Here is a 25,096-nt window from a genome sequence, read left to right on the forward strand (position 1 = left end):
AGTACATAAGCTGAGCAGTACAGCTTTTCGGTTATATTTTGAACCATCCGAAGCTAGCGCATTTGAAAATAAAATTCTTAGTGTTTTTTTGCAGGTCGTAGCAAGATTTTACCTCAATCTGGGTATGTGAAAACATTCTACTGCTCTGATTTACCAAGATACAGCCTTTCATATAATAAAACAGGCTCCTAATATTATTTTAGAAGCCTGTAGATATTTAGTTACAAAGATTTTAACCAATCAACAACCTGTTCACGGGTTTTTCCTGTTTTTTGTTGCAGTTTGCCATAAAGTTCATCATCTTTTCCCTCCTCATACTTTAGATCGTCTTCGGTTAGATCTGCGTAAGCCTGTTTAACTTTTCCTTTTAGTTCATTCCAGGCGCCTTTTAATTCTAATTTGTCCATTATTTTAGTATTTGTGATTTAATATTCTGTTAATTTTTTTTAGCTATTCGTGTCCTTAATTTTTGGTTACAAAAAGCATCGGGCTATACCTTATCTATTCGGAATATCCTTTGCAGCATATACGCTATCTACAACGTACCTGCTAAATCCTCTCCAGGGCAGGCTTTTCTTGTATTCTTTGTAATGCAGTTCATAAAACTTACCACTGTTTCCCATCATCTGTTTTGCTATACTTTCATCAGATACAGAAAATTCAAATTCATTGTTCTCCAGCGTACCAGTTTGTCTGGAACGGACTCCGCTTTGGATTAGTTTTCCCTCATTCGTTTTGAAAATATATCCTTTTTTTACGATGTAATTCAGCTCCCCGGCTTTTACCCCTTCACCAAAAACGAAAAAGTAATTGTAATAAATCAAGCCGATAACCAGCAAAGTGCCGGCTATTGCTGCAACGGTTCCGATTTTTTTTCCTGTAGTCATTGCTTAGATGAGTTTGATTAAATTCTTTCCTCTGATCTGATTTCAATAGTTTTTATTCGTTTTTTAGAGGCTACAATTGCTCCAAACGCCGCGCTAACCGCACCGAGTATCATCCCAAAAAAGGAGAATATAGCGAATTTAGAAAGTGCCGAAGCCATTTCATCACCAACTACCCTGGCTTTTGCTTCAGCCTGGGCTTTTACCTCCCTGATCTTTTCTTTAGTAGTTTTCAGGGTACTTACCCAATTTTCTACGATCTGCTCTGATTCTGCCTGACTTTTTCCGGTTCTGTTTTTAACGATGTTGACCAAAGCCTCTTTATCTACTGCATTGAAAGTAGAATCGTTTTCTGAAAACAGTTTGGAGAACAGGGTATCTACCTTCTGCTGTGCTTCTTGCGGGTTTTCCAGAACAGCCTTTCCTGTCGATTTACCCTGGCCAGCGGCCTTATCTAATTTTTTATCAAGTGCACCAGGCTGTAATTCTTTCTTTTCAGTCTGCTTCAATAATAATTGAGCTTCCTGTTTCATTTTTCCGAAAGTGTTTTCATCTACGTTCACCTGATCCTTGATCATGTTTCCGGCTTCTGGTGCTGCAGCCTTGATCCCTTCCCCGGCAAGTGAAAATCCTTTGGTAATTACAGTACCCACTCCTCCGATAACTTTTCCAACCGAAGAAGTAATTAAATACATGTTCAGGAAAGTTAACAAGCACCACGTGAGCAGTCCATGCAGGATCAGATCTGTTTTTTGGATGTGGTTTGAAAACCAGCCAGCTACCCACCCACCAGTAAATACTGAGATAAGCATAGTAACGATCCACCAGACCAATGCTCCGGTGCCAAGGCCACTAAACGGTTTAGCTTCCTCAAGAGGGTTTATGCTGCCAAAGCCAATGCCGAGGCCTAAAAAACTAAGGAGGAGTTGAACTGCTATAGCAATGAGTACTCCTGAAATTATTGCACTCCAGGATAAACGGCTGATAAACCCAATTGAGGATTTGTCGGCCACGATATGAACTTTGTTTTCCATAAATTATGATAATTGGTTAGATGATGTAATAATTTAGTCCTTTAAAAAAGAAGCTGCTTTCCATCCGAAAGCAGCTTCTGTACTTGTAGATTTAATTGGTGATATCTCTTTTAACTTTGTTAGCCATTCTTTGTCCTGGCAAATAGATCTGAAATCCAAAAGACAGGTTCAGGTTACTCTGGGTTGTTGAGCTCCCAAAACCAACCAGACCGTTGTATTTTAACAATGTCTCAAGACCAATATTTGGTGTAATGAAATAGGCAAAACCCGGACCAACGCTTAAGTTTAATCCGTTTGTATTATCTCCACCATTACTTACATTAACTCCACCAATACCAACAGTAGCTTCAGCAAATAAACGGCCATGGCGTAGAACTTCAACGTCTTTTCCAGTATAATAACGGCCCAATGCACCTACCCCATAACTGGTGGTTGTATTTGTGTTTTTGGCCGTTTTTAAACCGAAATTTACATAACCTCCCACTGCAACATTATCCTGAATAAACCAGGCTGCTTTTGGGGTGATGTCTACACTAAATATTTTTGGATCATCCAATCCAAGGTTAATGTTGGTTAGGTTTCCCCCAACCATTACGTTGCCTTTTTGAATCTGCGCATTTGCTGCAAGAATAGTAGTTGCAGAAATAATTACTGTTGCTAAAAATTTTTTCATGATAGATAATTTATAAAGATTAATATAATGTGAATTCTACGCGACGGTTTTCCTGACGACCTGCCGCAGTTTTATTAGTAGATATAGGTTGATCTGGTCCATAACCTGTTGCCTCTACTCTGGATGCATTTACACCTTGTGAAACCAAATACGTTTTTACCGATTCAGCTCTTTCTTTAGACAAGCGCAGGTTTAATGCTCTTCCACCTGTATTGTCGGTATGACCGGCTAACTTCAGGCTGAAGTTTTTCTCGATTAACAATGCTGCAACACGGTTTAATGTGGTATAAGATTTGGCACGAATGGTTGATTTACCTAAATCAAATTCAAGATTTGAAATCGCATCTCTTACAATTTTGCGGTCAGCTTCGGTTACAACAGTCGTTTCTTTAATCACGGTTTTGGTAACTGATATCGGACAGCCTGATCCATCTACAACTGTTCCTGCTGTAGTTCCCGGGCATTTATCAAATTTGTTTGCCACACCATCATTGTCATCATCACCTAAATCTTTGGCATATTGTTCCCGATCTCTGGCGGCGTTTTGCTCTGCTGTAGATAATGCTCTTCTTAATTCGGCACTTTCTTCAGCACTTTGTTTTCTCAGGTCTGCAACCGCACTGTAGTTTTGTAATTGAGAATTTTCTTTGTTTCCAAGTGCAAATTCCAGTCCTGCGTGCGCATAAGAGAACCTGCTTTCGTGGTATGCATTTTTAACTGTAGGAGAGGATTTGATGAAATTAATATCGTAACCTAAATCAATATTGATTCCTTTGGCTACGCCCAATTTAAATCCAACTCCTGTTGGGATATACCATCCTTCTCTTTCGGTAAACACATCAATGTTAGCTAATTTTGAATCTGATGACATGTATCCGGCACCCGCTTTAACGTAAGGGATCAGTACCGCATTTTGTGTATTTAGACTAAAGTTGGCAACATTTAATACTGCTGTTAGGGAGCCAGACCAGTTGATACTATTTACTTGCTCAATCGTGCTGGTATTATTTAAGGTTCTGATCTCTCCACGAAGAAAATCTGCCTGTAATCCTAATGCTGGCAAAATTTGCTTTTTGATAAAGGCACCATATCCAATACTTTTAAATTCTCTGGCTTTAACACTCCCGCCACCCAAAAATGTATTCTGGCTTAGTATACCTCCATGAGCACCAACACTCCATGTTCTTAAAGATTGTTTGCCGAATCTTTCTGAAGTTGTTGGCGTTTCCTGGGCAAACAGTTGAGTTGATAGGCTTACTAAAGCGATCAACATCGTAGATTTTGTAAAATTATTATTCATCTTGTTTTATTTTTTTGTTGGATGAATAACAGCCTTGGTATACAAATGTTCCAGGTTTGTTACATAAAAAACCACTCCTAAAAGAGTTAAATTTTTTGAAATCCGATGAAGAATTAATAGCGTATATGTTAGGTTTCGCTATAAATTATTTGGAGAATAAAATTTGAATAAGTTGAGTCAATCCTGCCAGAAATTAATTAAGCAAGTGTGTTGGAGAATCAGCGTAAAGAAATCGTCATGGCTGAAGGCTTTTTCAGCCGCCAGCCCGCCCTGGATTTTAGGGAAACAATCTTTCATGCTAGAAATGACGACATTGCTTAGATATCTGTTATTGAGGTTAGAATTTTCAAATACATTTGAGGGTTGATGACAGATATTCAAGGGGTGTCATTTCGACCGTAGTGGAGAACCCGAAGACTCTGCGAAGCAAAATCTTTTAAATATGATTTCAATAAATAGTCCAAAGATCTCTCCACTCCGCGTTGCTCCGGAGATGACGGCCATTCTATTCCATGCCCTCCTGTGGAGCTATTTTATTTTGCCACGATTACATTTGCTCCGCCTGGTAAAAGTTTTACTTTCAATTGTTTTGCCTTATTTAATTTCAGCTGTTTTATTTGAGGTGAACGGTCGTCGGCATCAGAGTATAAGGTAATTTCAGCACCAGATAACATTGGCAGCGAAATGTCTATTGTTTTCTCCGTAGTTTCCGCATTTATAGCTGTAATATACCAGGTATCGCCATGGCGGCGTGCCAATACACAATATTTTCCGGGATATCCATCAAGAAAAACAGTATTATCCCAGGTTGTGGGCACATTTTTCATAAAATCGATCACATGAGGCGCAACATCGCTGAGGTTATTTGGGGTGATACCAAAATTCTGCACTGGATTCTGGAAAAGAATAGCGGTTGCCAATTGGAAAGTTTCTGTTGTTTTTCTAATTGTTCCTCCGTCATTTTTCTTGTTATGGCGCTTATTTAAAAGAACTGGTCCGAAATCCATTGCGCCTATGGTATTTCGGATAAAGGGATGAAGGCTGGCATTGATGGCTTCGGTGTCATTTGCATGTTGGGTAAATATCAGGTTCTCTGATGCCAATACCGCCTCACTTCCAACATAATTTGGATACATTCTTTCCCAACCTCTAGGCACTGTGCAGCCATGAAAGATTACCGTTAAGCCAAAAGTGTTGGCGTCAGATAAAATATCTTCATAAAGTTTCATGGTTTCCTGTTTGTCGCCACCAAAGAAATCTACCTTAATTCCTTTCACACCAATCTGCTGCATCCACGCCATTTCCTGTTTCCTCGCCGAGGCTGTATTCATTTTATATTTAGGTCCTTGTGGGGCATCGTTCCAAAAACCATTAGAGTTATACCATAAGGAAATACCAACTTTTTTCTCTTTTCCGTAGGCAACCAGTTCCTCGATTTTTTTCCGTCCGATCTTGGTATCCCACCAGTTATCAATCAGTACAAACTCATAACCCATTGCCGCAGAAAGATCAATAAACTTTTTCTGATCCTCGAAATTAATACTTTCATCTTGCCATAACAGCCAGCTCCAGGTAGACCGGCCAAAGGTATAATTCTTCGATGCGGCATACTGTGGCGCTACAACATCGAATGGAACAGTAGTTTCAACAATCGGTTTAAGTGTACGTCCGACAGTAATGGTACGCCAGGGCGTATTGCCGGGTAATGATATCGTTGGATTTGCACTCCCGATGCCATTATTTTCTCCCTTCTCCGGGAAAGCAATTTTATAATTTCCATCTTTAGTGCCTTCGCTTAGTCTGGAACCACAGTATAGTGAATTTACGCCAGTTTCTGAGAGTAATACCCAGCCATCATTCCCCAAATGAAAAAGAGCGGGAAAAGTATAACCTATGCCATATTTTGAAGGAACACCCATGGCCTGATCGCGGTTATATTCTTCTTCATAGCTAGGCTTGGTTTTCATCCAGCCAATCATGGGGGTAGCCTGCGGGCTTAAAAATGTAGTGGTATTTGCCGGAAATTTGTATCCGCTCAATTCTTCTTCAATGACAAAGCTTGCGGCTTCACCGGTCTGAGGAACCTGATATCTAAAGGCAATGTCGTTATTGCTCACGCGGAATACTACTTCAATCTGGTTCTTTTTGGCATTCTCAAACTTGCAGATGAGCTCATTTGCCTGGTAGTTTACACTACTGATCTTGATTTTTGGTTCATTGTAACGCTCATCGATTTTTCGTGATTGTTTACCGGTTAGCTTGAGACCAGACGATAAATCCATCTGGCTTCCGCGAAGCCCCAGAGGAGAGCGCTCAATCATTTCTTTTCCCTGTAATACTACATTGTAATAAAGTTTACCCTCGTTTAAATAAAGTTTAACCATCAATTTCTGATCTGGACTTGTAACGTTCAGGTCCTGGGCAAAAGATAACACGTGGCTGGCAACCAATGCCATTACCAGTAAAATGCCTTTAAAATAATTCATAGCTAAAGATTTGTGGAGTAATTTTGGAATATTCATCACAATGGAATAAACTTATTTGGGTTAGATTTATCTGATCAGTTTTCGAAAATGAAAATTAGGTAATATTTTTAAATGTTATGGTAACGTTTATAATTTTTTTACATAATCTTTTTCGTCTGTACCAGTGGTGGAACAAAGCCAGTGTGATGTTTCCAATCAAACATTAGCAATTTGTTGAAAAACTTAAGTCCTGGGTAAGTTGAAGCCAAATATTTAGCTTGACGACTTTGAGGTGATTGAAAAGAACTTAGAGAATGTTTAAATTTTTTCAGCAAATATCACACAGTATTTTGCTGTCACGTTGAGCGTAACTGATTGCTTTATTAATGCGTTGAAATGGTCTTCGACTATGCTACCATTGACAGATCTTATAAAGAAAGGTCGTCATTGCGAGGCACGAAGATAACCGAACGAAGTGAGCTCATGAATACCTTTAAAAACAACTGCAAAAATGAATAATCTTAAAGCGCACGCTGTTAGCGATCGTTGTAAGATTGCTTCGTCGGCTGAAAAAGCCTTCTCGCAATGACGATTCCTCGCCAGAACATAGCAATAGAACCCTCTGTCACTCATATTTATGTTAAACAATTAAAATTAACCCTCAGACTGACATGCGAATTAATTTTATTTAATTTTTAAACAGGCTCTAAAATAATTAACTGAATAGGATTAGATTAAGCAATTTTCCGTTTTTATGACTTTAAAACAATTTTGGATAGTTAAATCTCTGGAATGATTAAAATGGAATAAAACAATTAGAAATTAGCATTTAACTCAAAGGCCCCACAACCAAAAGTTTTATCAATCCGGATTTACTTTTTTATCATCTTCCACCAGTCTAAACTGAATATCCCCTCTTTAAATACCAGGAATAGGTCGTGCTCTCCCTTTACCTGATTAAGCGTACAGGAGATTGTTTCCCATGTAATATCTTTACTTTTTACCGGAAGTGTTCCGATTAACCTGCCATTTTGATCATCAATCCTGATTTCCAGCTTTCCTCCGCCGGTAAGGGAAGTTAAACTGGCTTCGAACTTTTTAGCACCACTTTTAAAATCGACACCTTTAATTTTGATGAAGGCACCTTCCTGTTTATTGGTGGTGAAAATACGCCCGTTTACAGCGTCTTTTTCTGCTTTAATGCCTTCTGCCCAGTTTATTGTTTCAGCTTCGGTACGTTTGAAAGGACTCAAATTACCGACTTGTTTCACTCCGGTTTCCGACCACCATGGCAACTCCTGGATGGTGCCATCCGGGTTGTAGCTGAGTTCTTCCACACAAACTGAGCGCCTTTCATGGTGTTTATCGGTGATCATAAAATTTAACCGGAAATTAAAACCAAACAAATATGATTTACCCTTATAATCAATAATTCCGGGGTGATTTCCTGAAGATTTTTCATTTGGTTTCATCAGGTAACCCTTATAGTCCCAGGAACCGGTTGCATTTTTGCTCATCGCGTAAGCAATCCCTTCCGGGCAACAAGTAGAGGCATAGGCGAGATAATAATGGTCATTACGTTTATAAGTCCACGGGCCTTCCTGGTAATGGTAAGTATCAACTTTGGTTTGCCCTTTTTCTTTACCTACATCTTTTACTTTAACGATTTCCCCAGAATACGAAATCATGTCCTTATTTAACTTTACATACCAAAGGTTTGGATTGCCCCAATATAGATAGGCTTGTCCGTCATCATCAATAAACACAGTGGGATCAATATCATTCCACAGATGGTCATCATCAATAAGCCTTTTTCCTATAGGGTCTTTGAATGGTCCATAAGGACTGTCTGCTACCAGGACACCAATGCCACTTCCCTGTACCGGACAATACAGGTAGAATTTTCCATTACGCTCAATACATTGCGGTGCCCAGGCTCCGTTATCCTGCTTTCCCCAGGCGAAGTTTTTCAGAGATGCGACAGCGCCGTGGTCTGTCCAGTTTACCATGTCTGTTGAAGTATAAAGAAGCCAATCCTTCATCAGGAATTTACCCATTCCTGGACCCGCATTATCTTCATCATGGGAGGTGTACAGGTATACGGTATCTTTATATACCATTGGTGCAGGATCGGCCGTAAATTTAGTCTGTATAATAGGATTTTGGGCTAAAGTACCCAGCGTTATGAAACTTAAAAGTAAGCTTGCGCCTATTCTGAATTTCTTTACCATTTTTATAGGTGTTATTTCCATTTGGTTTTATTTTAAGGGCTGATGTGGATTTTTCTATCCATCATTCCATTTAATTTGCTTAGCTCCTGATCAAGAAACCGCAGTTAAACATCTTAATGTGAGCTCCGCAGCGCTGGAACCTGAGGTAATTAAATGACCTGCTATTAGCGGATCAAACGCCAGGAGTCAAAATTAAAGAGGTTGTTGCCTTCACCTTTAAATACCAAATACAGGTCGTGTACACCGGTAATCTGGTTTATTTTACAAAGCTGGGCTTTCCAATCCTGAGTATTTTTGGTTGATTTTACTTCCAGTTTTCCCAGTAGCTTGCCGTTTAAACTGTCTGCCCGAAGTTCTATATTTCCTTTTGAGGATAGAGAGGCTACGGTTGCTTCAAACTTTGTAGCGCCTTTGCCAAAATCTACACTGCGGATTTTGATGTAATCACCATTGTCAATATTGGATACATAAATGGCCCCTGCTAGGCTATCTTTGGCGGTTTTTACACCTTCTGACCAGGCTATGGTTTCGGCTTCAACATGGGTAAAAGGATCTAAGTTTGAGGCGCTTTTGAGTACACCTGATTTTGTGCGGTTAATTCTCGGAATGGATCCATCTGGGTTAAAACTGAATGGTTCGATACAAACCGAACGTTTGAAGCCTCCGCCACCAGGTAAATCCCCGTCATGATAAAATAGATAAGACTGACCTTTGAAATCGATATAGCCGGGGTGGTTGGTGAATGCACCACGATCTTCAATCACTTTCATAATGGTATCTCCATATATCCAGGGGCCTGTTGGACCTTTACTGGTAGAATATGCCAAATGTTCAGGAACGCCACCGGCCGGATAGAGCAGGTAATATTTGCTTTTTCGCTTAAAGAACCATGGTCCTTCCTCGTATTCTGATGGTCTTTTATCGGGATCTTTTTTTCTGGCACTAAATCCTTCCTTGTTTAGCGGCACTTTCACAATGCCAACTTTTTCATCATAAGAGATCATATCCTTATTCAGTTTTACATAATATAATTGGGGATTGCCCCAATACAGGTAGGCCTGCCCGTCATCATCGATAAAAACAGTTGGATCAATGTAGCCAAAGCCTGAAAGCAATGGCTTGCCTATTGCATCTTTAAAGCCTGCTGTAGGCGTGTCTGAAATTGCAACACCAATGGCGTTCCCGCCATTTTTTTGGTTAACGGGTAAGTAGTAGTAGAATTTTCCATCCCTGAATATGCACTGGCCTGCCCATGCGTCACCGCGCGACCAGCTAAAAGCTTTATAGGATAAAATGGCTCCATGATCAGTCCAGTTAACCATATCCTTTGAAGAATAACACCGCCAATCGTTCATGGTGAAAAAGTTTTTCACCGTAACATCTTCATCATGTGAAGTGTATAGATAAACGGTTCCATTGTGTACCATTGGTGCCGGATCAGCCGTATAATAGGTCTGAACGATCGGGTTCTGGGCGAAACTTGCCGATACTGACAGCAGGCCCGTCAAAAGTGATATTCCAAATGTTTTTTTCTGCATTTTTTGATGTTATTTTAATAGGGAAAGCATGGTTTTAGCATAACGCTCGCCAAGCATGCGGTAGCCCTGTGCATTGAAATGCAGATTATCTGCCGCATCGGTACAGCCAGCTGATGATATGATGTGTGCATTAGGAATTGTTTCTGGCAAGGTTGCAATAATTTTATTCATTGATGCGCATATCCCTCCCTGATCCGCATTAACTACCTCGCCGGCAAGGAGTGGCGTGGATGCCGGATTTAAATTCAAATCTCTGATTAGATTCTCATAAACTGCCTTCACTTTTTTTGGCCATTCCTGATCGCCGGTGTTGGATTCTCCCTGGTGCATCATAATACCTTTGATAACGCCGGATTGCTGTGCAATTTTGGCTAACTCCACTAAACGGCCGTACGGGTTTCCGCCATATTCGTTTAAAGCCGACTTCATCCATTCTGGCGCAGTTGCAGTATAGGTTTGGTAATTGTTTTTATCAAATAACTCAATTTTGCAACCACCAACTGCTACATTAATAATCCCGATGCGCACATCTTTGGGAAGTGAATCCAATAGGGTTCTTCCGAAATAGTCCATTGGCGTTAAACCGGTTTTGCACCGGCACAAAGGTGGTTTAGCTGTGTACCAATTTCCTTTTGTTCTACCTAACTCCGGACAGTCAACTGCCTGCAGAACGCTGAATCTGTTATTTACTGTTGTATCCTGAGGTTCGAAAGGCGCATTTCCTTCCATATTAGATTGACCGAAGCTCAGGAAAACATATAATTTAGGGTTCTGAGCGTATGATTTTGCGCTAGTGCACCACAAAAATGCAAGCAACAAGGCAATTCCTAATGGTTTGCTGCAGGCTTTAGGTTTGATTAATTTCAGCGCAACGTTATTCAGGTTGGTGGCTATCGTTATTGTCGAATATTTTAGTCCTTTTGTGATGATTTGTTTCATATTAATTTCCATCGTTTAACCTGAGCTAAAATATTAAACGCTGCAGATTGTGAATAGCATTTTTCATCATAAAAAATGCTCAAATGGGCAAAATTAAAGGCCAGTCTGATAGCTGCAATAAATTAATTCAGCCAGTTTAAATAAAAGATTATAAGCTAAAGCATTGAAAAAAGTGGGCGCTATACCTGTTTTTTAAATTTATAATCAACATTTCTGCTATCATATTATTCAAAGTTTCCATACTAAATTCTTCTTTTAACATAGTTTTATCCTTTGCCTATCTATAGTTTTCGAATCTGTTTTATCCGAAAAATTGCGGCAAAATTTTAACCAAATAAATGAACATTAAAGATGAAATGTTGCATTTCGAAAGATTGAGAATTGCTTTTCATCAATAATAAGTTTGTGATCAGGAAAACAATACATAATTAGAATATTAAAATAATTAAAGCAAATGGAAGCAGTGTCAATGAAAGTTACTATCGTAACTGGTGGTGCATCCGGACTAGGGTTGGCAATTTCGAGGTTACTTTATGTAAACCATCGCGCATCCTGAATGGAATAATTTTTTATAACCGTATATAACCAAAAATGAATAATAATGAATCTAAAAATTAAAAGCCAGTCTATTTTGGCCGTTGCGCTAATTGCTGCTTTAGGTAGTTCGTGCCAGGAAAGAAGCAAGCATTCAGAAAAAAATGAAGCTACAAAAACTAAAGCAAAACACTACCTTTCTGAGCCATTGGTGAAGGAAATTTATACTGCAGATCCTTCTGCACATGTTTTCAATGGTAAAATTTACATCTATCCATCGCACGATATAGAATCGGGCGTAAAGGAAAATGACAACGGGGATCATTTTGATATGAAAGATTATCGGATTCTTAGTATGGACAGTATAGGTGGCAAGGTGACTATTCATGATACCGCACTCTCCGTAAGTGATATTCCATGGGCGGGCAGGCAATTATGGGCGCCTGATGCGGCCTATAAAAATGGTACATACTATCTCTATTTTCCTGTGAAGGATAAAAATGATGTCTTCAGGATAGGGGTAGCAACTTCCAAGGATCCGGCTGGACCATTCAAAGCAGCCAAAGAGCCAATTGAAGGCAGTTTTAGTATTGATCCTGCGGTTTTTACCGATACTGACGGCAGCAGCTACATGTATTTTGGTGGGATCTGGGGCGGACAGCTTCAACGCTGGAAAGACGGAAAATATGATCCGAATGGTTCTAAAACTGATTCTGAAAAGGAAAATGAACCTGCTTTGAGTGCAAAAGTTGTAAAACTAAGCAAGGATATGACTGCTTTTGACGGTAAAGTAAGAGATGTTGTAATCTTAGATCAGCAAGGAAAACCTCTTCTTACCAAGGATCATGCCCGTAGATTCTTTGAAGGCGCCTGGATGCACAAATATAATGGGAAGTATTATTTTACTTATTCAACAGGCGACACTCATTTTCTGGCATCGGCAATATCGGATAATCCATGGGGACCTTTTAAATATCAGGGCACTTTCATGACTCCTGTTGAGGGCTGGACTACTCATCATTCCATTGTTGAAGTCAAAGGTAAGTGGTATATCTTTTATCATGATACACAACTTTCTGGAAAAACACATTTAAGAAACGTGAAAGTAACTGAACTTAATCACCTTAAAGATGGTACAATTGAGTTGATAAAGCCCAATAAGGATTAAGTTAGCAAGTAAGAATTAAGTTAAACCTTTCTAAAAAAGAAGCACTGGTATTACAAAGCCAGGTTTTCTGAATTTTTTCTCTTCAGGCTCAGCTCGTGCTGAGCCTGAAGATTATCAAGATGTTCTATATCGTATTATTGAAGATACTTCGACTATGCTATCATAAACAGGTTGCAATAGAAAAATCGTCATTGCGAGGAACGAAGCAATCTTAATGCGCACGCTGGTAGCGATCGTTGTAAGATTGCTTCGTCGGCTGAAAAAGCCTTCTCGCAATGACGATTTCTCGGGGAGATCTACAACATTAAATTCTCCTGTCTCTCATATTAATTTTATTCTATAAATTACCTCTACCATAGACATGATTTCACTAGCACGGCCGTCATTCCCGCGCATGCGGGAATCTTAAAGTGCTTGCATTACGATCCCCAATCGAGTTGGGAATGACGATCTAGCGCAGCCTACCATTTGCCAAAAAGATCTGTCTTTAATATTAATTTTATTCCATAAATTACCTCTCAGGATGACAATTAAAAATGCCCTGCTCTCCATCCGGTAGCTACCGGATGGAGAGCAGGGCATTTAAACTGATTATACGACTTAGTGTCGCCTGTTATTTTGAGTGATAGATTTTATCGTTACCGCTATAATCCAGCCACTTAAAACTTGCGGTATTATCGCTCTGCTGGCCGGAAGACGTTGCGTACAAGGCGAACAGCGATCCAATAAATCCGCCGGCCGCCTGGGTACTTAAATATTTACCGTCAACATCATTTTTTAAAGTAAGCCAGCCTTCGTTCCCTTGTTTATATTTAAAATCATATAAACCTCCCTTAGCTTCAATTTCCAGTTGTATAGCTGCCGATGGATTTGAAAGCGGTAATTCAGTAATTAATATCATATTTCCGGCCTTTTTATCGCCTTTAAAAAGCTGAATGACCGTTTTGTTTTCTTTAATGGATTTGCACATGAAGTAAAAATTAAATTCTCCCTGGAAAATCATTAATCCTGCTTTTTCATTTTCGGATTTCGGAGTGAATTGAAGCGCTGTGCTGGCTTTACAGAACATGTGCTGCTGACGTTTTCCAAGAAACGCCGGATTGGTTTTCTCCATAACGGTTTCAGGCTTAAGTTTCATCGTGAACCCATTTTTCTTGCTTAAGCTATACCATGAGCTGTCGTTTTTCCTTAAAAAAAGTAAAGATTGGTCTAACTTTTTATCAAATGTAGTCCTGTAAGAGAAGTTTCCGTTTTGTGGTGGCGCGCCTGCTTGCTTGATTTCTTTATAATCTGCTGAATACTGATATTGAACTTCCTTAAGATCAGGATTAATTACAGGCCATCCATTTGTCCATTTAACCGGTGCAATAAAGGTTTCTCTTCCGGTGTTGTAAAAATTTCCCTCGTATGGACGCACGGCAAGAAAAATAGCGTAAGTTTTTCCATCAGGTCCTTCTACCAGTTCTGCGTGACCTGTAGAGGTTATCGGATTCGGACGGTTTGGATCTAAATCCCGTTGGGTTAGGATTGGATTGTTTTCGTAAGGAACATATGGACCAGTAGCTGATTTGCTTCTAAGGATAACCTGGGAATGATTTACACTTGTTCCACCCTCAGCAGCGCAGATGTAATACCAATTTTCACGTTTAAAAATATGTGGTCCCTCAATCCATACCGGTTTTTTAGAAATATCCACTCCACCATTTACAAGCAAATGTTCTTCTCCGCTAACTTTGAGCGTTACTGGATCGAATTCGTACGTCCGGATGGTGCGGTGGCCACTGTAAAGTGGTTTATTGTCCGGGGCATCACTATTGTAAACGATATAGGCTTTATCTTGATCGAAGAATAAAGATGGATCAATCCCTTTTACATCACGAAGCCATACCGGATCGCTCCATGGGCCTGCAGGATTTTTAGCGGTCATGACAAAATTTCCCCCCTTATCTATATTGGTACAAGTCATATAAAAGGTTCCTTTATGGTAATTAATGGAAGGCGCGAACAAACCACGCGAGGTTCCATCGCCCAGAAAAGTCATCTGCGTATTTCGCTCAATTACATTTCCAATCTGTTTCCAGTTTTTTAAATCCTTGCTGTGAAAAACAGGGATGCCCGGAAAATAGGAAAAAGTAGAGTTAACCAGGTAATAGTCAGTACCTACTTTAGTGATACTTGGATCTGGATAAAAACCAGCAAGAATTGGATTTGTAAATTTTATTTGTGCAAATGCTTGTGAGGTGAAGCAGAGCAAGAATAAATAAAGGAGTTTTTTCATAATTGTATATTTGGCTATTGAAGAAAATATGGTCAAGATTTTTATTGATTTTTTTACTTTTAATCTCAACCTAAAAATTGCTGCATGTATTTAATGATGTAAGTTTTCGGTTTTTAAAGTTTCGCTGATCCCCAATTCGAGTCCCCGTAGTTCGGCAAGTCCTTTCAGTCTTCCTATGGCAGAATAGCCGGGGTAAGGGCTTTTATCCAGATCATCAAGCATTTGGTGGCCATGATCAGGACGCATATAGATGGATCTGTTCCCGGCGCGCATGAGTTTTACGATTGCAGTGACCAAAGCACTCATATCTGCATTTCCTTCCAGGTGATTGGCTTCATAAAAATTGCCATTATCTTCTCGTTGAACGCTTCGCAGATGTAGAAAATGTATTTTGTTTCCCAATCGTTCAATCATTCCCTTTAGGTCATTATCTGGCCGGGCACCAAAAGAACCGCTACAAAAACAAATTCCATTGGACGGCGCAGGCACAGCTTTTAATATTTTATGCGCATGCTCTTCCGTACTCATAATTCTTGGCAAACCTAAAATCGGGTAGGGAGGATCGTCCGGATGAATGGCTAACTGTAGCCCGCTTTGATCAGCCGTAGGGGTTATTTCCTGCAAAAAACTGATTAAATTATTGCTCAGTATTTCTGCAGAAATGTTTTTATATCCTTCCAGTAAAGTAAGCACCTGATCTTTAGTGAAATGATCTTTGCTTCCCGGAAGGCCCTGCAGGCAGTTACTCATCAAAGTGCGCTGCTCTTGTGGATTAAGTTTAATAAAGAAGCTTTTGGCATCTTCCAATTCCTGGGGTGTATAGTCATTGGCAGCTCCGGGTCGGTTTAACAAATAAAGGTCAAAAGCAATAAATGCGGTTTTCTCAAATCTTAAAGCAAGTGCGCCGGTGTGGGTTTTAAATTTTAAATCGGTCCGCATCCAGTCTAACACCGGCATGAAATTGTAGGTGATTACTTTGATTCCGCAGTTTGCCAGATTTTTCAGGCTGACTTTATAATTTTCAATCCATAACTGATATTCGCCCTGCCTCTTTTTGATGTCCTCATGTACCGGCAGACTTTCGACCACCTCCCAGGTTAGTCCACTGGACTCAATAATCGCCTTACGGGCTAATATTTCTTCCTCCGGCCAGATTTCGCCAACGGCGATGTGATGTAAAGCAGTTACCACTCCTGTACAGCCTGCCTGCAGAATATCGGCTAGCGTAACAATATCATCGGGGCCATACCAGCGCATTGTCTGAGTCATTTTCATAGCAGAGCGGTATTGTTTTGAAGTATCTTTTGATTGCAAATCATCATATTTCTAATTTGCTTTTTTAAGTTGATCTGCAATATTTTCCATTTCTTTTTTAATGGTCTGTTTCATATTTGGTTTTTTAGCTCCTGGTCTTATAAAGAAAAGATATTTCGCCTGCAGTTTCTGCCGTGCAATCGATTGCCAAAAACGTTGCATAGCTTTTAATTTTTTCTTAGCTTAGTGAAGTTTAAGGTCAATTATTTTTCGAAATGCGCTCTGGTTCGGTCTCTTTATAAATTATCTATAGCCTAAGTTCATTAAAGATTTTTAAATAAATGATGATTTGTTCCGCCCAATGGTATTTTTGAACATTTTTTCCATCAATATAATCAATGGTTCCATCGTCATGCGGTGCATGCACTTAAGTTTGTAGTAATAATTAATTTCTGGCGGCTAATCAATTAATCCTGCCAACCAACTCTAACCAATTAAAATGAAAAGATTAATCTCCATCTTAGCAACACTAATTTTTATTCAAACTACAGTTTTCGCGCAAAAGCAGATTCCTGTGGCTCCTGCAGGTTTTGACCTTAGTCAGGCTGAAATCCCCCACGGAAAAATAGATACGATACAATATGCGTCAAAAACGGTCGGAACAACCAGAAAAGCCACTATTTATTTCCCGCCAGGTTATCTTAAAACTAAAAAATATCCGGTTTTATACCTGCTCCATGGCATTGGTGGGGATGAAAAGGAATGGCTGAATGGTGGGAAACCTCAGGTGATCTTCGACAACCTCTATGCTTCGGGCAAGCTTGAACCCATGTTGGTTGTGATGCCAAACGGCAGGGCGATGAAAGATGACCGTGCCACGGGAAATATTATGGCTCCGGAAAAAGTTGCCGCCTTTGCAAATTTTGAAAAGGACTTGCTTCTGGATCTGATTCCATACGTGGAAAAAAATTATAATGTTTTTAAAGACAGAAACCACCGTGCCCTTGCCGGCTTGTCTATGGGTGGGGGACAGTCCTTGAATTTTGGATTAGGTAATTTAGATACATTTGCCTGGGTTGGTGGCTTTTCTTCTGCTCCAAACACCAAGGTGCCTGCAGAATTATTACCAGATCCGGCAAAAGGTAAAGCGATGCTTAAATTGCTTTGGATTTCTTGCGGTGATAATGATCGATTGCTTAACTTCTCTCAACGTACCCATGAGTATCTGGCAGATAAAAATGTGCCACATATTTATTATATCGAACCAGGCGTGCACGATTTTAAAGTATGGAAGAATGATCTGTACCTGTTTAGTCAGTTGTTATTTAAACCTGTTGATCAGGCTTCTTTCCAAAATTATAGTCTCAACCCTTAACGCCTGATGTTCTTCTCCATGAAAAACTTTGTGCTACTGCTGCTCTTCATCCATGTTGTTTTCTCAGGTGCTGCCCGGCAAAAACCAAAACCAAAATTAAAATTATGGTATAATAGCCCGTCTGGACAAATTTGGGAGAACGCATTACCGGTTGGTAACGGGCGGCTTGGCGCAATGGTTTACGGAAATGTTGTTAATGAAATTATTCAGTTAAATGAGCATACCCTATGGAGTGGTAGCCCCAACAGAAATGATAATCCTTTAGCCTTAGATTCGCTGGCCCGCATTAGAGCGCTTATTTTTCAGGGTAAACAAAAGCAGGCAGAATTGCTCTCCAATAAAGTTATTATCAGCAAAAAGTCTCAGGGGCAGATTTTTCAACCCGTTGCAGATTTACACCTGGATTTTGCCGGCCATGAAGCCTACACAGACTTTTACCGCGAGCTGGATATCAGTAATGCGGTAACCACCACCAGTTATAAGGTAAAAGATGTTGTTTATACCAGGCGTGTTCTGGCCTCACTGGCCAATGGTGTAATTGCGATAGAGCTTCGCTCAAGTAAACCAGGTGCGCTAAGTTTTACATCTTCATTATCTTCCCTGCAGCCTTCTGCAAAAATCAACACACAAGTGCCGGGGCAAATTGAAATTACCGGAACCTCAACTGCACATGAAGGCGTGCCTGGCCTTGTCCGTTTCAATGGGATCGCTGCATTTAAGCACATTGGTGGTAAAATCTCCAGCACGGAGCGTACAATTGTTGTCGAAAATGCTAACGCGGTAACTATTTATTTATCTATTGCCACAAACTTTATCAATTACAAAGATATTAGAGGGAATGAAAAGTTAAAGGCCAGGGAAATGCTGAACCGTGCATTCCCGAAAAAATTTAAGACAATTTTAAAAGCCCATCAATTACAATATCACAAATATTTTGATCGGGTAGATTTATCCCTGGGCGCTGCGGATTTTGAAAATGTGCCTACTGATGTCAGACTTAAGAATTTCAATTCCGTTAACGACCCGCAGTTTGCAGCGTTATATTTTCAATATGGACGTTACCTGCTCATTTCGAGTTCTCAGCCTGGTGGTCAGCCTGCTAACCTGCAAGGCATATGGAATAATAAATTATATCCGGCCTGGGACAGCAAATACACCATCAATATTAACGCGGAAATGAATTACTGGCCAGCAGAGAAAACCAATCTTACTGAAATGCATGAGCCTTTTTTGAAAATGGTCAAAGAACTGAGCGAAACGGGAAAGCAAACTGCTCATGATATGTATGGTGCCAGGGGATGGATGGCACATCACAACACCGACATCTGGAGAGCTACCGGCGCTGTAGACGGCGCATTTTGGGGTACATGGAATCACGGTGGAGGCTGGGCCAGTCAGCATCTGTGGGAGCATTATCTTTATAGCGGAGATCAGGCATTTCTTAAATTAGCCTATCCAACCTTAAAAGGAGCGGCAATGTTTTATGTTGATTTCCTGGTTAAAGATCCTAAAAGAGGCTATCTGGTCATTAATCCGGATATGTCGCCTGAAAATGCTCCTGCAGCACATCAGGGCTCTTCGCTTGATGCAGGAACCACAATGAGTAATCAAATTGTATATGATGTTTTTAGCACCGTCATTCGTGCGGGAGAAATTCTCGGTGAAGATAAAGCGTTTGCAGATACCTTGAAAAAAATGCGCAGCCAGCTCCCGCCAATGCAGGTTGGGCAATACGGCCAGTTGCAGGAATGGATTGATGATATTGACGATCCAAAAGATAACCACCGGCATGTATCTCATTTATATGGTTTATTTCCATCCGCTCAAATATCGCCATACCAAACCCCTGAATTGTATTTAGCAGCCAAAAAGACCCTGATCCAGCGTGGCGATGTTTCTACAGGATGGAGCATGGGATGGAAAGTGAACTGGTGGGCAAGACTGTTGGATGGAAACCATGCGTACAAACTTATTCAGAACCAGTTAACGCCCGTGGGTGGAAACCGGGCGGGTGGCGGCACTTACAATAATCTTTTTGATGCGCATCCGCCTTTTCAGATTGACGGCAATTTTGGATGCACTTCCGGTATAGCAGAGATGCTTATGCAATCAGATAATGGCGCCATTCAACTTCTGCCTGCACTGCCCGATGTCTGGAAATCAAATGGACATGTTAGTGGTTTACGGGCAAAGGGAGGATTTGAGATTGTTAAACTGGAATGGGTAAATGGCATGATCACTAAACTGGTGATTAAATCGGACCTGGGCGGAAATTTACGGATCAGGGTGCCTAATGAATTAAATTTATCCAAACTTGAAGCCAAAAATGCAATGGGTGAGAATCAAAATCCTTTTTTCTTCATGACAAAAACGCCAAAACCAATAGTTTCCAAACTGGCACCTGGCGGATCTGTTGATTTGCCTGAAACCCAATTATATGATATTAAAACAGATGTAGGAAAAGTCTACACCCTGTATAAAAAAATAAAATGATTATAACACAATTTATGATTCGTAAACCAAAACTGAACGCCGTAACGAGAAAGCATATTTTTTATCTTTTGGGTTTTATGATCAGCTGGACTGCCAATGCAAATGGCCAGGATAGATTATATGCCAATGAATTCCCGCTTCAGTCAGTTCGGCTTTTAGATGGACCCTTTAAACATGCCCAGGACCTGAATTTAAAAACACTGCTCGAATATGATGTTGACAGATTGTTGGCGCCTTACCTGAAGCAGGCTGGTCTGAAACCTAAAAAAAGTTCCTATGAAAACTGGGATGGTTTGGATGGCCATGTAGGAGGTCATTATCTTTCTGCACTTTCAACAACTTATGCTGCAACAGGAGATGGGGAGTGTAAAAAAAGATTGGATTATATGATTAAAGAGCTCAAAGCTTGTCAGCTTGCAAATGCCGTAAATCATCCCGGTTGGGCGATTGGATATGTTGGAGGCGTGCCTAACAGTGCTGAAATCTGGTCAACTTTCAAAACAGGTGATTTTAAAGCATTCAGTAAAGCCTGGGTTCCCTGGTATAACGTTCATAAAATGTTTGCAGGCCTGCGCGACGCCTGGCTGTATTCAGCTAATGAGGATGCTAAAAAAATGTTTATAGGTTTCTGTGACTGGAGTCTTGAGATCACATCTAAATTGTCTGACAAGCAAATGCAAAGCATGCTGGGTACCGAACAAGGCGGGATGAATGAGGTTCTTGCAGATGCTTACCAGATTACCGGAAATAAAAAGTATTTGAATGCTGCTATGCGTTTTTCTCATCATCAGTTACTTGATCCAATGTCGCACAGGGAAGATAACCTGAACAATAAACACGCAAATACCCAGGTGCCCAAAGCGATCGGTTTTCAGCGTATAGGCGAATTAAGTCATGCAGATAATTACAAGCAGGCCGGTCTCTTTTTTTGGGAAACCGTTTCACATAACCGCACACTTGCTTTAGGTGGAAACAGCAGGAGAGAGTTTTTTCCAAGCCCGGCTTCTGCGCCTGATTTTATCAATGATGTAGAAGGGCCGGAAAGCTGTAATACCTACAATATGTTAAAGCTTTCTGAAGGACTTTTCCGTGATCAGCCGTTTGGAAAATATATGGACTTTTATGAAAAAGCTTTGTTTAACCACATTTTGTCTGCCCAACATCCCGTTCACGGTGGCTATGTTTATTTTACACCTGCCCGGCCAAGGCATTATCGGGTATATTCTGCCCCAAACAAAGCCATGTGGTGTTGTGTAGGGAGTGGAATGGAGAATTATGGTAAGCTTGGGCAGGTAATTTATACCCACAGCAAAGATTCGCTTTTTCTAAACTTATTTATAGCCTCGCAGCTTGACTGGCAGAAAAAAGGTATTAAACTTGTACAAAAAACTTCTTTTCCTGATGCTGAAAGAACCAGAATCGAGATTGAAAAGGGGAATGCAGACTTTACCCTTATGGTAAGATATCCGGCATGGGTAAAACCAGGGGAGCTAAAAATACGCGTCAATAATAAAGAAGTAAAAAGCGATGCAGATGCCTCATCTTATGCTGGAATAAAAAGAAGCTGGAAGAAAGGAGATATTGTGGAGATTGAATTGCCTATGCATACCAGCCTGGAGCAATTGCCAAATCTGCAGGTTTACAGCGCAATACTCCATGGGCCGATATTGCTTGCTGCGAAAACCGGAACTCAGGATTTGAAAGGACTTGTAGCGGATCAGAGCCGCTGGGGGCATATTGCCAGTGGTGAAAAGCTGCCTGTTGATCAGGCACCGATATTGATAGCAAACGGCGCTGAACAGGTGATCTCCAGCGTAGTACCTGAAAAAGGAAAGCCAATGGAATTCAGCTTTGCAAACCTCAAAATCATTAATCCTGCCAAGTTAGATCTTGAGCCATTTTATAAAATTCACGATTCCAGGTATATGATGTACTGGATGACACTGAGCCAGGGCCAGTACAAGAACTATCTGGATTCCCTGCAGACTTTGGAAAAAGTAAAACTTTTACTTGAAAAAAGAACGGTAGATTTTGTAGCGCCAGGAGAACAACAGCCAGAGGTGGATCACCAGTTGCTCCAAAGCGCTTCCCAAACCGGAACTTTCGCAGACCAGTTCTGGCGTTCAGCCAATAATGGTGGATATTTTAGCTATCTGCTTGAAACCAGAGGGGAAACCGATCTTAAAATTTCGCTTAAGTATTGGGGCGCCGAATGGGGAAAGAAAGTTTTTGATATTTACATTGACGATAAAAAACTGCTGACCGTAGATAATTCAGAGAAATGGAATACTTCTGAATTCAAGACTGAGGAATATGCAATACCTCGCGAGTTGCTTTCAGGAAAGAAAAATATCAGGCTTCGGATTCAGACTTCGCAGGGAAATACATCGAGTGCAATTTATTATATACGCCTGCTTAAGAATGTCGGTAATAAATAACCACTCCTCAAACAGCACATTTACTTCAACATGAAAATAACGAAAATATTAATTGGGCTCATCAGCCTGGTCATAGGGGCGAAGGCATCTGTGGCACAAACAGACCAGCAGCGTATATTTAGTCCTGATAAGAAACTGGAGCTGGTGTGTAGTCCGAAAAAATTAAGTTATACAGTTTCTTACAATGGTGAGCAGGTACTCGCTGATTCAAAGCTTGGCCTTATCCGGGAAGATGACGATTTTTCAAAGGAGCTTACCCTAATCAAAATTTCAAAACCAACTCTGGTAACGCAGGACTATACAATGGTTAATGCCAAAAAAAGTTCGATTTCCTACAAAGCAAGCCAGGCAGTTTTAGAATTTAAAACCTCTAAAGGCAGCCGTATGAACATCATTTTTAATGTTTCTAACGATGGGATAGCATTCAGGTACGAGTTTCCGGAACAAAATAAAGACTTAAAACGAATAACAAAAGAGTCGACCAGTTTCCGTTTTTTAGCTGGAACCAGGGCCTGGATGCAACCTAAAGCCGATGCACAAACGGGGTTTGAACACACTAATCCATCTTATGAGGCCCATTATAATATGGATATACCGGTGGGAACGCCATCAAGCAGTTCAAATGGCTGGGTATATCCGGCTTTATTTAAATCAGGTCAGGTTTGGATGCTCCTCACCGAAGCAGATCTGGGGCGAGGCTACTGCGGAACATCTCTTGCTCAAAACTCGGTTGATAATGAGTATAAGGTTAATTTCCCTCAGCCAGCCGAAGGTATTCCGGGTGCTGCTATACTGCCTGAATCGGCTTTGCCATGGAAAACGCCCTGGAGAATTATGGCCATTGGCGATTTAAAAACGATTTCTGAATCTACCCTGGGAACTGATCTTGCCCAGCCAGCTCTAGCAATGGATAAAGCATTTATTCAGCCTGGAAAGGCCGCATGGAGTTGGGTGCTGGAAAAAGATGCGGCAACGATCTATCCCGTACAGAAAAAATATGTTGATTATGCGGCCAGCATGAACTGGCAATACAGTTTAATCGATGCTAACTGGGATAAAACCATCGGGTACGACTCTATTGCTGTGCTTGCCAAATATGCAAAGGAAAAACATGTTGGACTGCTGCTTTGGTACAATTCTGCCGGAAAGTGGAATACGGTAAAATTTACGCCCAGAGATAAACTGTTAACTCATCAAAGCAGGGTTCAGGAATTTGCCCGTTTAAAAGAAATGGGGATAAAAGGCGTAAAAATAGATTTTTTTGCCGGAGATGGACTGTCGATGATCAATTATTATCGGGATATTTTGGAAGACGCCGCCAGTTACCAATTACTGGTTAATTTTCACGGCGCCACGCTGCCAAGGGGATTGCAAAGAACCTATCCTAATTTGATGACCACTGAGGCAGTATTTGGATACGAAATGATTTCCTTTGGCCAGGATGCAGCAAATAAGGCCCCTTCACATTCCGTGATGAGCGCAATGGTGCGAAATGTATTCGATCCAATGGATTTTACGCCAATGGTATTGTATAAAATTCCTGGAGTAAAACGGGTGACTACGTCCGCTTTTGAACTGGCTACTTCCGTTGTTTTCCTTTCCGGCATCCAGCATTTTGCAGAAACACCTTCCGGTATGTCTCATGTTCCGGATTTTGTTAAAACCTTCCTCATGGAATTGCCAAACAACTGGGATGATACCCGGTTTATTGACGGTTACCCAGGTCAATTTTATATCGTAGCCAGAAGAAGCGGCAAAAAATGGTATGTTTCTGGTATTAATGGCGAAAGTAAACAAAGAGACTTATCGCTCAATTTAGCTTTCCTGGCGAATAAAAAAGCGAAGTTGATTTTTTCAGAAGGATCTGATGAGGTTAATTTAAAATCTAAGGAAATAACAGTAGGCTCTGATGGGAAATTGGATTTAAGCTTAAAAGGGAATGATGGTTTTGTGCTGGTTTTTGAAGATTAATTAGCGACTGGAAACTTATTATCGTCCTAGTGAGATTGCTTCGTTTATTATAATAACATTCCTGTAAATAATTGATTATCAGTGTATTTTTGAGGTCTCATTCATATTTTTTTTAGGAATGAGACCTGATGGCTACTCGCAAAGACGATGCAGTGGAGAAAAGATTAATCACCAAGACACAAAGAGCACCAAAATATTAGGCGCAATGCCTTATATGCTCTTACATTTCTTATATGGTGAAAAACTATAATAAAAGTAAGACCCTGAAACAAGTTCAGGGTGACGGACCGAAAGAATAATCATCCTGGCGAGAAGGCTTTTTCAGCCGACAGCCTGCCCCGATTTTCGGGGAAGCAATCTTGATCGTGAGGTTTGAGCGTAAAAGATTGCTTCGTCGTTCCTCCTCGCATCCGATAGCTATCGGATGACGACTTTTCTATTTGAATTTGTAATTGCGACCGTAGTGGAGAATCCGAAAGCTCTACGAAGCAAAATCTTCTAAATTTGATTCATAACTCGGT

The 25,096-nt window shown here is 40.5% G+C and carries 17 protein-coding genes; 5 read left to right on the plus strand and 12 right to left on the minus strand.

Going from position 1 to position 25,096, the window contains the following annotated elements:
- Positions 1-221 precede the first annotated feature (221 nt).
- The 9 genes from IM793_RS02540 to IM793_RS02580 all read right to left on the minus strand — a co-directional run bounded on the left by IM793_RS02540 (position 222) and on the right by IM793_RS02580 (position 11,064).
- Entirely contained in the window at positions 222-407 is a 186-nt protein-coding gene (locus tag IM793_RS02540) for a CsbD family protein (RefSeq protein WP_055909662.1), read from the minus strand.
- A 90-nt stretch (positions 408-497) separates the two neighbouring features.
- Positions 498-887 carry a hypothetical protein gene (locus tag IM793_RS02545; RefSeq protein WP_193419601.1) on the minus strand — a complete coding sequence of 130 codons (390 nt, stop codon included), beginning with the start codon at positions 885-887 and terminating at the stop codon, positions 498-500.
- 17 nt (positions 888-904) lie between these two features.
- Positions 905-1,918: a hypothetical protein gene (locus IM793_RS02550; RefSeq protein ID WP_193419602.1), complete on the minus strand. Its 1,014-nt coding sequence runs from the start codon at positions 1,916-1,918 to the stop codon at positions 905-907.
- A 91-nt stretch (positions 1,919-2,009) separates the two neighbouring features.
- Positions 2,010-2,591 (minus strand): outer membrane beta-barrel protein, encoded by a 582-nt coding sequence (locus tag IM793_RS02555; RefSeq protein ID WP_193419603.1) that lies wholly within the window; start codon positions 2,589-2,591, stop codon positions 2,010-2,012.
- Between the two features lie 19 nt (positions 2,592-2,610).
- The gene (locus tag IM793_RS02560; RefSeq protein WP_193419604.1) at positions 2,611-3,891 is read right to left on the minus strand and encodes an OmpA family protein; all 1,281 of its coding nucleotides are present in this window, start codon (positions 3,889-3,891) and stop codon (positions 2,611-2,613) included.
- Between the two features lie 533 nt (positions 3,892-4,424).
- Complete coding sequence (locus tag IM793_RS02565) at positions 4,425-6,377, minus strand: glycoside hydrolase family 97 protein (RefSeq protein ID WP_193419605.1); 1,953 nt, start codon at positions 6,375-6,377, stop codon at positions 4,425-4,427.
- Positions 6,378-7,228: 851 nt separating this feature from the next.
- Entirely contained in the window at positions 7,229-8,608 is a 1,380-nt protein-coding gene (locus tag IM793_RS02570; protein ID WP_227256110.1) for a glycoside hydrolase family 43 protein, read from the minus strand.
- A 143-nt stretch (positions 8,609-8,751) separates the two neighbouring features.
- Positions 8,752-10,125 carry a glycoside hydrolase family 43 protein gene (locus IM793_RS02575; protein ID WP_193419606.1) on the minus strand — a complete coding sequence of 458 codons (1,374 nt, stop codon included), beginning with the start codon at positions 10,123-10,125 and terminating at the stop codon, positions 8,752-8,754.
- 9 nt (positions 10,126-10,134) lie between these two features.
- On the minus strand, positions 10,135-11,064 hold the full coding sequence (locus IM793_RS02580; RefSeq protein ID WP_193419607.1) for a sialate O-acetylesterase: 930 nt from the start codon (positions 11,062-11,064) through the stop codon (positions 10,135-10,137).
- A 601-nt stretch (positions 11,065-11,665) separates the two neighbouring features.
- Here IM793_RS02580 and IM793_RS02585 point away from each other — a divergent pair.
- Positions 11,666-12,766 carry a glycoside hydrolase family 43 protein gene (locus IM793_RS02585; RefSeq protein ID WP_193419608.1) on the plus strand — a complete coding sequence of 367 codons (1,101 nt, stop codon included), beginning with the start codon at positions 11,666-11,668 and terminating at the stop codon, positions 12,764-12,766.
- Positions 12,767-13,379: 613 nt separating this feature from the next.
- Here IM793_RS02585 and IM793_RS02590 read toward each other — a convergent pair.
- From IM793_RS02590 to IM793_RS02600, 3 genes are all read right to left on the minus strand, one after another.
- Positions 13,380-15,044, minus strand: coding sequence for a glycoside hydrolase family 43 protein (locus IM793_RS02590; protein WP_193419609.1), 1,665 nt, complete (start codon positions 15,042-15,044; stop codon positions 13,380-13,382).
- Between the two features lie 90 nt (positions 15,045-15,134).
- Entirely contained in the window at positions 15,135-16,319 is a 1,185-nt protein-coding gene (uxuA, locus tag IM793_RS02595; RefSeq protein WP_193419610.1) for a mannonate dehydratase, read from the minus strand.
- A gap of 51 nt (positions 16,320-16,370) precedes the next feature.
- A complete protein-coding gene (locus IM793_RS02600; RefSeq protein WP_193419611.1) occupies positions 16,371-16,520 on the minus strand; it encodes a hypothetical protein in 150 nt (49 codons plus the stop codon).
- A gap of 277 nt (positions 16,521-16,797) precedes the next feature.
- Between IM793_RS02600 and IM793_RS02605 the strand changes: the two genes are divergently transcribed.
- Genes IM793_RS02605 through IM793_RS02620 form a run of 4 tightly spaced genes read left to right on the plus strand, consistent with a single transcriptional unit; the run spans position 16,798 to position 24,575 of the window.
- A complete protein-coding gene (locus IM793_RS02605; RefSeq protein ID WP_193419612.1) occupies positions 16,798-17,673 on the plus strand; it encodes an esterase family protein in 876 nt (291 codons plus the stop codon).
- A gap of 18 nt (positions 17,674-17,691) precedes the next feature.
- Positions 17,692-20,166 (plus strand): glycoside hydrolase N-terminal domain-containing protein, encoded by a 2,475-nt coding sequence (locus IM793_RS02610; protein ID WP_227256111.1) that lies wholly within the window; start codon positions 17,692-17,694, stop codon positions 20,164-20,166.
- Complete coding sequence (locus tag IM793_RS02615; RefSeq protein WP_227256112.1) at positions 20,163-22,604, plus strand: beta-L-arabinofuranosidase domain-containing protein; 2,442 nt, start codon at positions 20,163-20,165, stop codon at positions 22,602-22,604. The genes IM793_RS02610 and IM793_RS02615 overlap by 4 nt, the downstream gene beginning before the upstream one ends.
- Before the next feature lie 30 nt (positions 22,605-22,634).
- Positions 22,635-24,575 carry a glycoside hydrolase family 97 protein gene (locus IM793_RS02620; protein WP_193419614.1) on the plus strand — a complete coding sequence of 647 codons (1,941 nt, stop codon included), beginning with the start codon at positions 22,635-22,637 and terminating at the stop codon, positions 24,573-24,575.
- Positions 24,576-25,096: the final 521 nt, after the last annotated feature.

The sequence above is a fragment of the Pedobacter sp. MR2016-19 genome (assembly GCF_014947265.1).
Lineage (GTDB): Bacteria > Bacteroidota > Bacteroidia > Sphingobacteriales > Sphingobacteriaceae > Pedobacter.

Excerpts from the sequence above, each read along its gene's own strand:
- IM793_RS02540 (WP_055909662.1), bottom strand. The coding sequence starts at position 407 with ATGGACAAATTAGAATTAAAAGGCGCCTGGAATGAACTAAAAGGAAAA.
- IM793_RS02545 (WP_193419601.1), bottom strand. The coding sequence starts at position 887 with ATGACTACAGGAAAAAAAATCGGAACCGTTGCAGCAATAGCCGGCACT.
- IM793_RS02550 (WP_193419602.1), bottom strand. The coding sequence starts at position 1,918 with ATGGAAAACAAAGTTCATATCGTGGCCGACAAATCCTCAATTGGGTTT.
- IM793_RS02555 (WP_193419603.1), bottom strand. The coding sequence starts at position 2,591 with ATGAAAAAATTTTTAGCAACAGTAATTATTTCTGCAACTACTATTCTT.
- IM793_RS02560 (WP_193419604.1), bottom strand. The coding sequence starts at position 3,891 with ATGAATAATAATTTTACAAAATCTACGATGTTGATCGCTTTAGTAAGC.
- IM793_RS02565 (WP_193419605.1), bottom strand. The coding sequence starts at position 6,377 with ATGAATTATTTTAAAGGCATTTTACTGGTAATGGCATTGGTTGCCAGC.
- IM793_RS02570 (WP_227256110.1), bottom strand. The coding sequence starts at position 8,608 with ATGGAAATAACACCTATAAAAATGGTAAAGAAATTCAGAATAGGCGCA.
- IM793_RS02575 (WP_193419606.1), bottom strand. The coding sequence starts at position 10,125 with ATGCAGAAAAAAACATTTGGAATATCACTTTTGACGGGCCTGCTGTCA.
- IM793_RS02580 (WP_193419607.1), bottom strand. The coding sequence starts at position 11,064 with ATGAAACAAATCATCACAAAAGGACTAAAATATTCGACAATAACGATA.
- IM793_RS02585 (WP_193419608.1), top strand. The coding sequence starts at position 11,666 with ATGAATCTAAAAATTAAAAGCCAGTCTATTTTGGCCGTTGCGCTAATT.
- IM793_RS02590 (WP_193419609.1), bottom strand. The coding sequence starts at position 15,044 with ATGAAAAAACTCCTTTATTTATTCTTGCTCTGCTTCACCTCACAAGCA.
- uxuA (WP_193419610.1), bottom strand. The coding sequence starts at position 16,319 with ATGAAAATGACTCAGACAATGCGCTGGTATGGCCCCGATGATATTGTT.
- IM793_RS02600 (WP_193419611.1), bottom strand. The coding sequence starts at position 16,520 with ATGCAACGTTTTTGGCAATCGATTGCACGGCAGAAACTGCAGGCGAAA.
- IM793_RS02605 (WP_193419612.1), top strand. The coding sequence starts at position 16,798 with ATGAAAAGATTAATCTCCATCTTAGCAACACTAATTTTTATTCAAACT.
- IM793_RS02610 (WP_227256111.1), top strand. The coding sequence starts at position 17,692 with ATGAAAAACTTTGTGCTACTGCTGCTCTTCATCCATGTTGTTTTCTCA.
- IM793_RS02615 (WP_227256112.1), top strand. The coding sequence starts at position 20,163 with ATGATTATAACACAATTTATGATTCGTAAACCAAAACTGAACGCCGTA.
- IM793_RS02620 (WP_193419614.1), top strand. The coding sequence starts at position 22,635 with ATGAAAATAACGAAAATATTAATTGGGCTCATCAGCCTGGTCATAGGG.